Origin of the sequence: Streptomyces sp. NBC_01232 (assembly GCF_035989885.1) — a bacterium.
In the GTDB taxonomy this organism is placed as follows: domain Bacteria; phylum Actinomycetota; class Actinomycetes; order Streptomycetales; family Streptomycetaceae; genus Streptomyces.
Genome location: NZ_CP108518.1, coordinates 8,340,462 through 8,355,114, shown reverse-complemented (window position 1 = coordinate 8,355,114; position 14,653 = coordinate 8,340,462). Strand labels below are relative to the sequence as shown.

Genomic DNA, 14,653 nt, shown 5'->3' with positions numbered 1-14,653 from the left:
TGGCCGCTGGGGTGTTGGCGCTCTAGCATGACCCCTCATGCCTACCAATGAACAGATCATCGGACGTGCCCTGGACCGGATCGTCGCGGGCTACGTCTTCCCCGACAAGACCGTGGTCGTCGACGCCGAGATCCGGCGCCGTCTCGCGGCGGGGGCCTATGAGGGCCTGGACGGGCCGGAGCTCTGCGAGACGGTGACCGCCCACCTCCAGGAGGTCTGCCCGGACAAGCACCTGCGCCTGCTGTGGACCGACGAGCCGCAGTCGCTGGACCCGGTGGACGACGACGGCGGGGAGGCCGCCTTCCTGGCGCTGCTCCGGGCGGAGAACCAGGGGATCCAGCGCGTCGAGCGGCTGGAGGGGAACATCGGGCTCATCGAGCTCCGGCGCATCGCGAGCGCCACCGAGGGCGCGAGCGCGATCGGCGCGGCCATGCAGCTGGTCGCTCACAGTTCCGCTCTCGTACTGGACCTGCGTGGCTGCCTCGGCGGGGTGCCGGAGGGGGCCGCCATGTGGTGCAGCTACTTCCTCCCCGACGACCAGGTGCACCTGCACGACATCTACGACCGGACCTCGGACACGACCCGCCAGTTCTGGACGGTCGCGCACCTTCCCGCACCGCGCTACCTGGACCGGCCGGTCCACATCCTGACGAGCGCGGTCACCTTCTCCGGGGGCGAGGACGTGGCGTACACCCTGCAGGCGCAGGGGCGGGCCGTCGTCGTGGGCGAGACGACCCGGGGCGGCGCCCATCCGACGGCCCGGCACGCGGTCGCCGAGCACGTTCTGGTGACCGTGCCGACCGCTCGGACGATCAACACCGTCACGGGCGGGAACTGGGAGGGCGTGGGGGTCGTTCCCGACGTCCGGGTGCCGGCGGAGCAGGCGCTGGAGACGGCGCTCAAGGCCTTCCGGCCGGGCGCCTGAACCGGGCGCGGAGCCGGGCGTCCGAGCCGGGCCGGAGCCGGGCGCCCGGGCCGGGCCCGAACCCCGGACCGGTCAGATCGGGTCCACGTCCAGGAATGCCGCGAGGGCGGCCTCGCTGTCGCCCACGCCACCGGGCAGGGCCAGCTCCGCCCAGATGACCTTGCCCTCGGGTGTGTAGCGGGTGCCCCAGTGCTCGCTGAGCTGCGCGACCAGGAACAGGCCGCGTCCGCCCTCGTCGGTGGTGGCGGCGTAGCGCAGGTGGGGGGCGGTGCTGCTGCCGTCCCACACCTCGCAGGTCAGGTTGTGGTCGTGGAGCAGCCGTACCCGGACGGGCCCGCTGCCGTGCCGCAGGGCGTTGGTGATCAGTTCGCTGAGGATCAGTTCCGTGGCGAAGCCCAGGTCCGCCAGACCCCATTCGTCGAGCTTCTTCGCCGCGGCGTTGCGCATGGCGCCCACCGCGCTCGGCTCGAACGGTACGTCCCACTGCGCGACCCGGTCCGGCCCCAGCGTCCGGGTCCGCGCGATGAGCAGGGCCACGTCGTCGGTCGGCCGGGGCGGCAGCAGCATGTCGAGCACGGCCCGGCAGCTCTCGTGCGGGTCCCGGTCGGGGTGGCTGAGCGCCACGCGCAGCAGTTCCAGCCCCTCGCCGATGTCCCGGGTCCGCTCCTCGATCAGGCCGTCCGTGTAGAGCACCAGCTGGCTGCCCTCCGCGAGGTCCAGTTCCGCGGTCTCGAAGGGCATGCCGCCCAGCCCCAGCGGGGGCCCGGCCGGCAGCTCCACGATCTCCGTGGTGCCGTCGGGGGCGACCACCAGGGGTGGCAGGTGGCCGGCGCGCGCCATCGTGCAGCGCTGGGACACCGGGTCGTAGACGGCGTACAGGCAGGTCGCGCCCAGAACGCCGCCGTTCACGTCGGCGCCCTCCCCGTCGTGGTCGATGCGCTGTACGAGGTCGTCCAGGCGGGCCAGGATCTCGTCGGGCGGCAGGTCGAGCGAGGAGAAGTTGTGCACGGCCGTACGGAGCCGCCCCATGGTGGCGGCGGCGTGCAGCCCGTGCCCGACCACGTCTCCGACGACCAGGGCGACGCGGCATCCCGCCAGCGGGATCACGTCGAACCAGTCCCCGCCGACCCCGGACTGCGCGGGCAGGTAGAAGTGCGCCACGTCCATGGCGCTCTGCTCGGGCAGGGCGCGCGGCAGCAGGCTGCGCTGGAGGGTCACGGCGAGGGCGTGTTCGCGGGTGTAGCGGCGCGCGTTGTCCATGCTGACCGCCGCGCGGGCGACGAGTTCCTCGGCCAGGGACAGCTCGTCCTCGTCGAAGGGCTCCTGCTTCTGCGACCGCCAGAAGTTGACCACCCCGAGGACGACGCCCCGGGCCATGAGCGGAGCCGCGATGAGCGAGTGGATTCCGTACTCGACGATGGCGTGGGCGCGCGGCGGGTCCTGGGCCTGCCAGCCGGGCGCGTCGGCCAGGTCGGGCACCAGCTCGGCCCGGCCCGTGCCGTAGCCGCGCGCCTGGGGGGTGGAGGGCAGGAAGTCGATCAGCCGCCCGACGGGGTAGAGGGGGTGGTCGGAGCGGATGCCGCTGACCGCGGTGCGCCGCATGTCGGAGCCCGCGCGGGGCTCCTCTCCGTCGATGACCTGGTCGGCCAGGTCGACCGTGACGAAGTCGGCGAACCGGGGGACGGCCACGGCGGCGAGTTCCTCGGCCGTCCGTACCACGTCGAGGCTGGTTCCGATGTCGCCGCCCGCGTCGTACAGCAGCTTCAGGCGCCGGCGGGCGGTCTCCGCCCGGCTGGTCAGGACCTGCATCTCGGTGGAGTCCCGGATGGTCACGGCGGCGCCCTCCGGGCGGCCCCCGGGGTGGGTGGGCCGCTGGTTGACGACGAGCAGCCTGTCTCCGGACTCCAGGACCTCGTCGGTGGCCTCCCGGCAGGAGAGCAGCAGGTCCGCCATCCGGCGGTCCAGGCCCGGTACGTCCGCGATGTGGCGGCCGTCGGCGTCCTCCGGCAGCCCGAGGAGGCGTTTGGCCTCGTCGTTCGCCAGCAGGAGGCGGCCTTCGCCGTCGGTGATCAGCACGCCTTCGCGGACCGCGTGGAGCACCGCGTCGTGGTGCTCGTACATGCGGGTCATCTCCTGCGTGCCGAGCCCGTGGGTCTGGCGGCGCAGGCGTCTGCTGATCAGCGCGGTGCCGACGGTGGCCAGGGCGAGGCCGGTGGCGATGGCCAGCAGGATGACCGGGAGCTGGCGGTCGACCACGCCGGTGACGTTCTTGACCGTGAGGCCCGCCGACACGAGCGCGACGACCTTGCCGTCGGGCGCGGTGACCGGCACCACGGCCTGGATCTCCTTGCCGAGCGGTCCGTCGACGCTCTCGGTGTGGACCTCGCCGGCGAGCGAGGGCTCGATCGTCCCGACGAAGCGTTTCCCGATGCGGTCGGGCTGGGGGTGGCTGTACCGGATGCCCTTGGTGTCCATCACGACGATGAAGTCGACCCCGGCGGCCTTGCGCGTCTCCTCGGCGAGCGGCTGGAGGGTCGCGGACGGATCGGACGTCTTGAGGGTGTCCTGGAGGCCCAGGGAGTGGGCGAAGGTCTCGGCGACCGACACCGACCGGTTGCGCGCCTCGCGTTCGGTGTCGTGCTTCGACTGGAGGACCAGAGCCAGCAGCGCCCCGGCCGCGAGCAACACCACGATCGCCACCTGGAGGACGAATACCTGTCCGGCGACGCTCTTCTTCCGGTTGCCTAGCAGTGACCGCACCGACGTGCCCGGCACGGGTGGCGAGGAATGGTCACGAACCCAGTTGTAGCACCTCCGCGCCCCTCTGGCCCCCGGCGTGCACGATACGCGCCCGGATTGTCACCCCTGGTCCCCCGGCGGCTTCAGCCGGCGCGGCGCTCGGCCGCGGCCTGGAGGCCGTTCGCGGCGGGACCGGACGAAGGCAGCGGGGGCTTCGGGGTGGCGCCGGGAGTGGCCCCGGGAGTCGCCTCCGGAGCCCCTTCCGGGGTGCCCTCCGGGGTGCAGGTGACCTCGTCGCGCGGCGTGTAGTGGGTCTTGAAGTCCTCGCGCCGCACTTCCTTGCCGCCCTGGACGAAGACGCGCCCGACGGTGACGTCGAAGCCCTCCAGCGGGGTCTGGACCTCGCAGGTCTCACCACTGCCCGTGCGCTGGGCGGGCGGCGTGATGTTGGTCCGCGGCCCCTTGGTCGCGCGTATCTCGTCGTACTTCTTCGTGCCGAGGAGGGTGATCGTCAGCGAGGTGTCGGTGGAGCTCGCCTGGATGTAGAGGGGGTGGCCGGAGTCGTTGATCCAGCGCAGGTCGAGGGTGCCCCAGGCCACGGTGGCCTCCCGGCCCTCGGGGTAGCGCTCGATGTAGAAGGAGTGGGCGCCGTACTCGACGGGCTTGACGCCCGCGAAGAACATCGCGTTGAACATGGTGGTGGCGACCGCCGAGACTCCGCCGCCGGGGGACTTCACGTACTGGCCGTCGTTGATCATGATGCCGTCGACGAAGCCGTTCTCGGGGGTGCGCTCACCGACCGTGCGGTTGAAGCTCCACTCCTCGCCGGGCATGACGACGGAACCGTCGATCAGCTCGACGGCGCGGCCGACGTTGGTGGTGCGGTAGGGGGCGGCCGGGAATTCGACGGTGAAGGAGGAGACCTTCTCCTTGATGCCCAGCCGCCGCGCCTCTGCGCTGGTGAGGTCCGGCTCGACGGCCACGGTGGCGACCTCGCCGCTGCGGGCGGCGCCCGTGCGGGTCAGCAGCGGCAGCACGGCCCGGCCCAGCGCCTCCTGCGTGACCTTCCGTCCCGCCAGGCCCTGGTCGGCGATCACCACGCTGCCGTCCGCTTCGAGGCGGGGCTCGGCGTCGCGCGGCGCGCGGGTGACCTCTTCGATCGGGCGGGCCACCGCCGGGTCGGCGAGCAGGCTCTTGGAGTCGAGGGCCGGTACGAGGCGGCCCTGTCCGTCGGCCCGCATCTTCAGGTGCTCGCCGAGCACGGCGGGGGGTATGGACATGCGCTTGCCGGCGACGGTGAGCGTGACGGGCCCGGACATCGCGGGCTCGGCGAACTGGCGCATGGCCCGTCCGGTCTCCTCGGCGCCGATGCGCGGCTCGGTGCGCGTGACCGGCAGCACGACGGGGCCGGCATCCGGACGCAGGTAGGCCTTGCGGAGGGTGTCGAGGGCCTTGTCCTCGACGAGGTCGACCCCGGGGAGCGGCGCGACGGCCTTCGCGGTGCCCTCATCGAACGCGATCACGCCGTCGCGGACGTGCTGCTCGGTGGTCGCGCCGAGGCGGTCGACCGCGGCGCGGGCCGTCTGCTCGTTCATGCGGATCACGGGCGCCAGGTCCCGCTCGTCCGAGGAGAAGAGGCCGCCGATGACCGTGACCGGACCGTATCCGTTGCGTACGGCGCGGTCCACGGTCGCGTCGGTGTCGAGCGAGAGCCCGAGCGCGGCGGGATCGGCCTTCTCCACGCGGTCGCCGATCCGCATCGCGATCGGGGCCGCGGCGGCGGGTCCGAGCTCCCTGGTCAGCGTGGTGCGCGCCTCGGCCCGGCTCATGCCGCCGATGTCCACCCCCAGGACCCGCGTGCCCTGGTCGATGTCGCCACCGACCGCGAACGCGGTCCCGTAGAGGCCGCCCAGTCCGAGTACGACGGCTCCCCCTGCCAGCGGCAGAGCGATCCGTCGGTTGCCCGTCCAGCTGCGCACGCGTCCCATGTCTCTCCCGTAGCGCCGACCGGTCCAGCAGGTGGCGCGGGCCGCAAAGGCAGCCATATACGACAATTACGGGGCTTAATGATCCCTGCTGAGGGTTCGATTTTGGGATGAATGTAATAGTTGTCACGATTCTCACTGCCTGTGCACGCCCGGTATCCCCCGCGCACGCGCTGATCAGCAGGCCGTACGCGCCGCCCGCCGCCGAAACGCCGGGCCCGTGCGCGCCGGCGGCGGGGGGCGCGACGGGAACCCGCGGCCGGGGCGGGGCCGCTCCGGGCCGGAATCGGGATCAACTCGGCGGTTTCGCACCGGCGTTGCCGTCTCGGGATCACCGGGTTAGATTTCTGGAAACTGTTTCTAGTTCGAGCGGGGCTGACGTGTTAGAGCTGACGGGGAGCGGGGCCGAGCCGCTGGGGGCGGGGGATCCGCGCCGGATCGGGTCCATTCCGCTGGCGGGGCGGCTCGGGGCCGGAGGCATGGGCCGGGTGTACCTCGGAGTCCGGGAAGGCCGGTACGTCGCCGTCAAGCAGCTCCTGTCCTCCGTCGTGGGTGAGGACGAGGACTTCCTGCGCCGCTTCGGGCACGAGCTGGACAACCTCGCCCGGCTCCCCGCGGACGCCACCGCGCCGCTGCTCGACAGCGACCGCAGCGCCAGTCCCCCGTGGTTCGCCACCGCGTACATCCCCGGCCTCACCCTGCGCGAGGCCATCGCCCTGCACGGCGGGCCGCTGCCCGCGCGGGCCCTGTGGCTGCTGCTGCGGGAGGCCTCGGCGGGTCTGGCGGCGGTGCACGCGCTGGACATGGTGCACCGGGACCTCAAGCCGTCCAACGTCATGCTGACCCTGGACGGGCTCACCCTCATCGACTTCGGCGTGGCCCGGGCGGCCGAGCAGAGCCAGCTGACCCGGACCGGCATGGTCGTGGGCACCCCCGCCTACATGGCGCCCGAACAGGCCTCGGGCAGGCGGCGGCTGAGCGGAGCCACCGATGTGTTCGCGCTGGGCTCGGTACTCGCGTACGCGGCGTGCGGCCAGCCGCCGTTCGGCGACGAGTCGGGGCACGGCGTGCTGTACCGCATCGTCCACGAGGAGCCCGATCTGGAGCCGTTGCGGGAGCTGGAGCCGGACCTCGCCGAGCTCGTCGCCGCCTGCCTCGACAAGGATCCCGAGGGGCGCCCCACCGCCGCCGAGCTCCTCGAACGCGCCCGCGCGCACGGCCCGTTCGCCGCCCCGCTGTGGCCGGAGGCGATCACCGAGCGGCTGACGGAGCGGGCCGCCTTCGCCGCGAACGTGCAGGAGGCCGACGTACCGACCCTTCCGCTCACCGGTGAGAAGGCACAGCCGGATCCGGAGCCCGCGGCCCCCGTCGCCCCCGCGCCCCCGGCCACGGACGGTGCCGGAGCCGGACGGCCCGAGCGCCGTCGCCGTACCCGGGTCTTCCTGGCCGTCCTGCCCGTCGTCGTGGTCGCGGGCGGCACGACCCTTGCCGTCCAGCACCTGCCGTACACCTCGGCGCCTCAGGCCGGACCCGGCAACTCCCCCTCCTCCACGGTCACGGCGCCGGCCGACCCGGCGGCCCCGGCAGCGGGAGCGGCCGGCGGCCCCTCGGGTACGGCGTCACCCGCGCAGCCGCCCGCCCAGGACCCGGCGCAGGCAGCCACGGGCAGCTCCCCGGCCGCGGCCGCCGCAGGCGTCGGCGGCGCCGCCCCCGGTACCGGCCCCGGCACCCAGCCCGGCTCGGGCAGCGCCGGCAACTCCGGCAACCCGGCGAACGGGGGCGGCTCCGGCAGTACGCGCCCCTCCAACGGCGGGACGTCCACGGCGCCCACGGCCCCGGCTCCCCCGGTGCCTCCCGCGTCCGGCACCTACCGCTTCCGCAACGGCAACAACAGCAGGTGCATCACCCAGGTCTTCGGCTCCTCGGACCACGGCGACTGCGCGGACGCGAGCGCCCGGTGGACCGTACAGGGCAGCGCGGACGGCAGCTTCAAGCTCGTCAACCAGCAGAGCGGCGGCTGCCTTTACGCCAATATGCTCGGCCAGGCCGTCTTCGTCGGCGACTGCGGTCAGGGCACCGCCCGGCTGTGGCGCACGGGGTCGGGCGGCAGCCTCCGCAACGACTTCAGCGGCGGCTGCCTCGACCTCGGCATGAGCAGCGGCCTGGTGACGAAGACGTGCGGCGGGGAGGCGTCGCAGCGCTGGTCGAAACAGAGCTGACGGGCGTCCCGGTCGTCACCCTCCGGAGCCTGCCGGGAGCATCCGGCCACGGTCCCCACGACTACGACTTTCGGCGGAGGAACCGGGCGGGCCGATGATCTACTCTGCGCCGTATGTGGTCTCCTTTCCTCCGCTTCCTCGCCGCTCCCGGCAGGACGGGCGTCCTCCTGCAGGCCCTCGCGGCCTGCGTGCTCGCGGCCGCGACCTGGACGGACGTACACGCCAGGGCGTTCACCGGCTCGGCGCAGCAGGGCTGGCTCGCACTGTCGGCCGCGGCCGTCGGCGCCGTCCTCGTCACGCTGCCCCTGCTCAAGGAGGCCCGGCTCTACGCCTACGCCGGGGGTGGCGCCGCCGCCGCCTCGCTGGCCTGCTCCGCGGCCCTGCACCTGGGCTACGGAACCGCCGGTGTGCCGTTCGTCTACGGGGCGTTCGAGCCCGTCGCCCTCCTGGTCGTGCTGGCCCTCGTCGCCCGGCGCGGTCCGGCGGCCGCCACCGGGCCCGTCGCCCTCCTGCTGGCGGCGGCCGTCATCGTGCGGCCCCTGTCGATCGGCGTGCAGGAGGGCAGCCTCTCCGTCGCGTTCGGTCTCACCCTGATCACTGTCGTGGTGGCCGGGGCGAGTGTGACCGCGCGGATGGTGGCGGCGTACCGGCGGCAGCGCGAACACCACGTCCGGCTCGAGCAGCGCATCGAACTGGCCAGGGATCTGCACGACTACGTCGCCCATCACGTGACCGGCATCGTGGTCCAGGCCCAGGGCGCCCGGGCGGTCGCCGCCAGGCGGCCCGACATGGTCCTGCCCGCGCTGCAGCGCATCGAGGAGACCGGTACGGAGGCGCTCGCTTCCATGCGGCAGATGGTCGGCGGGCTCGGGGCGTGCGGGTCCGGCGTGGCGCAGGCCGCGCCCGCCGGCATGGACGACCTGCGCGCCCTGGTGGAGGGGTTCGCCCTGCACGGTGTACCGGCGTACTTCAGTGAGGAGGGCCCGACGGACACCGTGCCGTCCGAGGTGGCCGCCACGCTGCACCGGGTGACGGCGGAGGCCCTCACCAACATCCGCAAGCACGCCCGCCACTGCCGCCACGTCAGCGTCCAGGTACGCGTCCGCCCCCACGAGGCGGCCGTGCGGATAACGAACGACGGGACCGCCCACGGGACCTCGCGCCCCGGCTACGGGCTCAAGGGACTGAGCGAACGCGTCACCCTGGCCGGAGGCACCTTCCGGGCCGGCGCCACCCCCGAGGGGGAATGGCAGGTGCGGGCCCGCATGCCGCTCGCCGCTGTTCGCGCGGCCTCCTGAGCCACGTGCGCCCGGCCCGCTACGCCGAGGCCTTGCCCCGGCCCTTGGGGCCGCCGTTCGTCGGCGGGTACTTCGGCCTCGCCGGTATCGACGGCGGGGATTGCGGCGACGGCGCCGGGAGCGGCGGGAGGGCCGTCCGGTGCAGCCAGGCCGAGAACAGGTCGTCCAGCGGCTCGGCCGCGTAGCGGGCCGCGTGGCCGGTGAAGCTCGCGGTGGACACCACGCCGTGGCGGTACACGGTGCCCCAGTCGCGCAGCATGCGGAAGAACGCGTCGTCGCCCAGGGCGCAGCGGATCGCGTGCATCGTGAGGCCGCCGCGCTGGTAGAGGCGGTCGTCGAACATCAGCTTGCGCCCGGGGTCGACCAGCTTCAGGTCCTGGGGCTGCGCGAGCAGCGTCCGGTGCGCGGTCCGTGCGAGCTCGTGCGCCGTGCGGCCGCCGGAGCGCTCCGACCAGAGCCATTCGGCGTACTTCGCGAAGCCCTCGTTCAGCCAGATGTGCCGCCAGTCGGCGATGGTCACGCTGTTGCCGAACCACTGGTGCGCGAGTTCGTGGGCGATCAGGCGCTCCGAGCCGCGTACGCCGTCGACGTGATTGGCGCCGAACAGGGACAGGCCCTGCGCCTCCACGGGGACGTCGAGTTCCTCGTCCGCGACGACCACCGCGTACTCACCGAAGGGATAGGGCCCGAAGAGTTCCTCGAACAGCCGCATCATGGCCGGCTGCCGGGCGAAGTCGCGGGAGAACCGCGGCAGCAGGTGCGCCGGCACGTGGGCGCTCTGCGGCACTCCCCCGAGTCCGGGGTCGCCGAGCAGCACCGTCTGGTACATGCCGATGGACAGCCCGACCAGGTAGCTGGAGGTCGGTGCGGACTGCTCGTAGACCCAGGTGGTCGTGCTGGCCCTCGTCGTCCGCGTGAGCAGCCGGCCGCCGGCCACGACCGTGTAGGCGGACGGCGTGTTGACCGAGATGTGGTAGGAGGCCTTGTCCGCGGGCCGGTCGTTGCAGGGGTACCAGGAGGGCGCGCCGACGGGCTGGCTGGCCACGAGGGCGCCGTCCGTCAGTTCCTCCCAGCCGAGGCCGCCCCAGGGGCTGCGCACGGGCTTGGGGTTTCCCGACCAGTGCACCTCCACGGTGAAGGCGGAGCCGGCGGGCAGCGGTTTGGCCGGGCGCAGACGGAGCTTGCCGCCGCGGTGGGTGTAGTGCGGGGCCCGGCCGTTCACGAGGACGCGGCCTATTCTGAATTCGGCCAGGTTCAGGTGGAACTCGGTGAGCGGTGCCCGGCCGGCGATCGCACTGAGGCGGGCCGTCCCGGCCAGCCGGTTGGGGCCGGGGCGGTATTCCAGAGCGAGTTCGTACCGGTGCACTCGGTAACGGGAGTCGCCGTTGGCCGGGAAGTACGGGTCCGATGGCTCTGTTCTCTGGCCGCTCACTGCCGCTTCCGCTCCCTGCGCTGTGCTCGTACGACGTGCTGTGTGCCGGTGTACCGGTGCGCTCGCTGCTGCCGGCTCCGGCGCGGAAGGCCCGGTCAGGACCGCCACGCCTCGATCGGATTGCCCAGCCAGCGGGTGTCGGCGGGGACGGATTCCCCGGCCATCACGAGGGAGGCGGGACCCAGGGTGCTGCGGGCCCCCACCGTGCTCCCGGGCAGGACGATTCCGCCCGGGCCCAGGGTGGCGCCCTCACGGAGGACCACAGTATCCGTCCTCAAGATCCGGTCGTGGAAGAGGTGCGTCTGCAACACACAGCCGCGGTTCACGCTGACCCCGTCGCCCAGCACGACCAGGTCCGTCTCGGGCAGCCAGTAGCTCTCGCACCACACACCCCGGCCGATCCGGCCCCCGAGCCCGCGCAGCCACAGGGCCAGCGCCGGCGTGCCGGGCACGGACCCGACGAGCCAGGGCACGGCCAGTACCTCGACGAAGGTGTCGGCCAGCTCGTTGCGCCACACGAAGCCGCTCCACAGCGGGTGCTCCCCCGTCCGGTGCCGGCCCACGAGCAGCCATTTGGCGGTCACCGCGACCGCGCAGGCGGCCGCTCCGGCGGCGAGCAGCACCGCACCGGAGAGCAGCGCGGCTCCCCAGATCCCCAGGCCGCTCGCCGTGATGAGGGCGCAGAGCGCCGTCACGGTCAGCACGGCCAGGGCGGCCGAGCAGAAGACGGGGACGAGCCGGCACAGCTCGACCAGCCCGCGCGCCCACAGCAGCCGTGCGGGCGGCTCGTACGTCCGGCTCTGGTCGGCGTCCGCGGTGGAGCGGGGCAGCCGGACCGGCGGAAGTCCCAGGTAGGAGCTGCCCTTCTTGGCCTTCTTCGGGGTGGCGGACAGTACGCCGACCAGCCCGTCGTCCGGCACGGAGCGGCCGGGGGCGGTCATTCCGGAGTTGCCGAGGAAGGCCCGGCGGCCGATCTCGGACTGTCCGATGCGCATCCAGCCGCCGCCCAGCTCGTAGGGGGCGGTCAGGGTGTCGTCGGCGAGGAAGGCGCCCTCTCCGACGGTGGTCAGGCTCGGCAGGGCGAGCACGGTGGACACCTCGGCGCCCCGCCCGATCTTCATGCCGAGCAGCCGCAGCCACACCGGCGTGATGAGCCCGGCGTACAGCGGGAAGAGCGTCTCGCGGGACAGATCCATCAGCTGGGTCACGGTCCAGGCCTGCCAGCCGACCCTGCTGTGGGTCGGGTGGGTGCCCGTGCGCAGGCCGAGGCTGAGCAGGCGTACGAAGACCAGCAGCAGGGCCGCGTACGCGAACCCGAAGGCGAGCGCCCCGGGCACCACGGCGAGGAGCGCTCCGCGCAGTGCTCCGGTGAGCCCGGCGTCGGCGGGCACGAACCGGCTCACCACGAGGAGGGCGGGCAGGGCGGCGAGCACGGGCAGGGCCGTGAGGCCGAAGCCCGCCGCTCCGTAGGCGGCCCGCCAGAAGAGGCCGCGCGGCGGACGTTCCTTGGGCCAGTTGCGCTTGGCCCTGCCGAGCTTGCCGGCGGGCGCTCCGGCCCAGCGCTGGCCGGTCGGGATCTGTCCGACCACGGCGGAGCCGGGGGCCACCTCGGCGCGCTTTCCGACCCGGGCGCCGGGGAAGAGGATGCTGCGGGTGCCGACCACGGCGCCCGCGCCGACCTTGACCGGCCCGATCTCCAGGTGGTCCCCGTCCAGCCAGTGGCCGCACAGGTCCACCTCGGACTCGACGGCGCAGCCGCGGCCGAGTTTGAGCATTCCGGTGACCGGTGGCAGGGAGTGCAGGTCGACCTCGGGGCCGATCTTGGCGCCGAGGGCGCGTCCGTAGCGTTCCAGCCACGAGCCGGTGAGGGACGTGGCGCCGACGCATTCGGCCAGCCGCTCGGCCGTCCACAGGCGCAGGTGAACGCTTCCGCCGCGCGGGTGGCGGCCGGCCTTCACCCCGCGCAGCAGGAGGCGGGCGCCGCCGGCGGCGATGGCGAGGCGGCCGGGCGGGCTGAAGAGCAGCGCCGCGCCCGCGGCGACGAGCCACCACGAGGCGGTCGGCGCCCACGGGAAGCTGCCGAAGTGGTGCAGTACGTTGCCCAGGGCCAGCAGGGCGACCGTCCAGCGCAGGCCCACCAGGGTGAACAGCGGGACCAGGAGCAGCGACTGGGTCACCTGGGAGCGCAGCGGGACCGGTGCGACGGTGCGGGCCGCGCCGTCGCCCTGGGCGGACTTCTCCAGGTGGCGGGCCAGCTTGCGCAGGGTGGGCTGCTGGTAGATGTCGAGGACGGCGGCGCTCGGGTAGCGGGTGCGCAGCCGGGTGGTGAGCTGTGCGGCGGCGAGGCTGCTGCCGCCGATGGCGAAGAAGTCGTCGGCTGCGCCGGCGACGGTCACGCCGAGGGTCTCGCTCCACTGTTCGGCGAGCCAGGCCTCGGTGCCGTAGAGCTGCTCGGTGGGGCCGGAGGTCTCCAGGTCGGGCAGCGGCCAGGGCAGCGCGTCGCGGTCGACCTTGCCGGAGGTGCGGGTGGGCAGCTCGTCGACGGGGGCGAGCAGCGGTACGAGGGCGGCGGGCAGCTCGGCGCGCAGCCGGGTGACCGCCGCGGCGTGGTCCCAGCCGTCCTGGGTGACGAGGTAGCCGACGAGCAGCTGGTTGCCGCTGCGTGCGGTGCGTACGGCGGCGGCCGCGCCCGCGACGCCGGGCAGCGCCTGGAGCGCCGCGTCCACCTCGCCCAGTTCGATGCGGCGGCCGCCGAGCTTGATCTGCTCGTCGGCGCGGCCGAGGAAGACCAGGCCGTCCGGTTCGGCGCGTACGAGGTCACCGCTGCGGTAGGCGCGCTCCCAGCCGAGGGAGGCGAGGGGGGCGTATTTCTCGGCGTCCTTGTCGGGGTCGAGGTAGCGGGCGAGGCCCACGCCGCCGATCACGAGCTGGCCGCTGCCGCCCATGGGCACCGGCTCCCCGGACTCGTCGACGACGGCCAGTTCCCAGCCGTTCAGCGGGAGGCCGATCCGGATGGGCTCCTCACCGGTCAGGAGGGCGGCGCAGGCGACGACGGTGGCCTCGGTGGGGCCGTAGGTGTTCCAGACCTCGCGGCCTTCGGTGACCAGCCGCTGGGTGAGCTCGGGCGGGCAGGCCTCGCCGCCGAAGATCAGGAGCCGGACCTCGTTGAGTGCCTCGGGCTCCCAGAGCGCGGCCAGGGTCGGCACGGTGGAGACCACGGTGATCTCCTGTTCGACGAGCCAGGGGCCGAGGTCGGCGCCGCTGCGGACCTGGGAGCGGGGTACGGGCACCAGGCAGGCGCCGTAGCGCCAGGCCAGCCACATCTCCTCGCAGGAGGCGTCGAAGGCCACGGACAGTCCGGCCATGACGCGGTCGCCGGGGCCGATCGGCTCGTCGGCGAGGAACAGGGCGGCCTCGGCGTCCACGAAGGCGGCGGCGCTGCGGTGGCTGACGGCGACGCCCTTGGGCTTGCCTGTGGAGCCGGAGGTGAAGATGATCCACGCGTCGTGCTCGGGGCCGGGGCGCGCGGCGGCGGGGGCGCCGGTGGCCGCGGGGCGGCCGGTGTGGATGCGCTGTCCGCCGCCGAGTACCGCGCGGACGCCGGCTTCACCGAAAACGAGGTCGGCGCGCTCGTCCGGGTCCTCGGCGTCGACGGGTACGTAGGCGGCGCCCGCGGCGAGCACCGCGAGGATGGCCACGTACAGCTCGTTGGTTCCCGACGGCACGCGGACGCCGACCCGGTCCCCGAGTCCCACTCCGGCGGCGGCGAGGGCCCGCCGACGGCGCTCGACCTCGACGGCCAGTGCCCGGTAGGTCAGACGGGTGGTTCCGTCGTCGAGGGCGAGCTCGTCGGGGTACGTCCGTACGGTGGCCTCGAAGATGTCGACGAGGGTGCGGGTGGGGGCGGCGGGGCCGGCCGTGAAGCGGGCGTGCTTGCCGGACTCCTCCGGCGTCTCCCCGTCGTCGAGCAGAGTGAGTTCACCGCGCTCAGGTGTGACTGCCATCGGCCCTCGCGTCTCGTTCCCGGCACGTCCGGGTCGCCGGCGGAGCCCGGG

Annotated in this window: 7 protein-coding genes; 3 read left to right on the top strand and 4 right to left on the bottom strand. The window is 73.6% G+C overall.

Features of this window, described 5'->3' with window-relative positions; all coding sequences use genetic code 11:
• Positions 1–37 precede the first annotated feature (37 nt).
• Positions 38–925, top strand: a complete 888-nt coding sequence (locus OG444_RS38385; RefSeq protein WP_327266494.1) for a S41 family peptidase — start codon at positions 38–40, stop codon at positions 923–925.
• A 72-nt stretch (positions 926–997) separates the two neighbouring features.
• Here OG444_RS38385 and OG444_RS38380 read toward each other — a convergent pair whose 3' ends face one another.
• Positions 998–3,685 carry a SpoIIE family protein phosphatase gene (locus OG444_RS38380; RefSeq protein ID WP_405792298.1) on the bottom strand — a complete coding sequence of 896 codons (2,688 nt, stop codon included), beginning with the start codon at positions 3,683–3,685 and terminating at the stop codon, positions 998–1,000.
• Between the two features lie 122 nt (positions 3,686–3,807).
• Positions 3,808–5,652 carry a VanW family protein gene (locus tag OG444_RS38375; protein WP_327266493.1) on the bottom strand — a complete coding sequence of 615 codons (1,845 nt, stop codon included), beginning with the start codon at positions 5,650–5,652 and terminating at the stop codon, positions 3,808–3,810.
• Between the two features lie 377 nt (positions 5,653–6,029).
• Here OG444_RS38375 and OG444_RS38370 point away from each other — a divergent pair, with 377 nt between their 5' ends.
• Both OG444_RS38370 and OG444_RS38365 read left to right on the top strand, forming a co-directional pair.
• On the top strand, positions 6,030–7,868 hold the full coding sequence (locus OG444_RS38370; protein ID WP_327266492.1) for a serine/threonine-protein kinase: 1,839 nt from the start codon (positions 6,030–6,032) through the stop codon (positions 7,866–7,868).
• 113 nt (positions 7,869–7,981) lie between these two features.
• Entirely contained in the window at positions 7,982–9,166 is a 1,185-nt protein-coding gene (locus OG444_RS38365) for a sensor histidine kinase (protein WP_327266491.1), read from the top strand.
• 19 nt (positions 9,167–9,185) lie between these two features.
• On the opposite strand, the gene OG444_RS38360 is transcribed toward OG444_RS38365, so the two are convergent.
• A complete protein-coding gene (locus tag OG444_RS38360; protein ID WP_327266490.1) occupies positions 9,186–10,598 on the bottom strand; it encodes a M1 family metallopeptidase in 1,413 nt (470 codons plus the stop codon).
• Positions 10,599–10,693: 95 nt separating this feature from the next.
• Complete coding sequence (locus OG444_RS38355; RefSeq protein ID WP_327266489.1) at positions 10,694–14,602, bottom strand: Pls/PosA family non-ribosomal peptide synthetase; 3,909 nt, start codon at positions 14,600–14,602, stop codon at positions 10,694–10,696.
• Positions 14,603–14,653 lie beyond the last annotated feature (51 nt).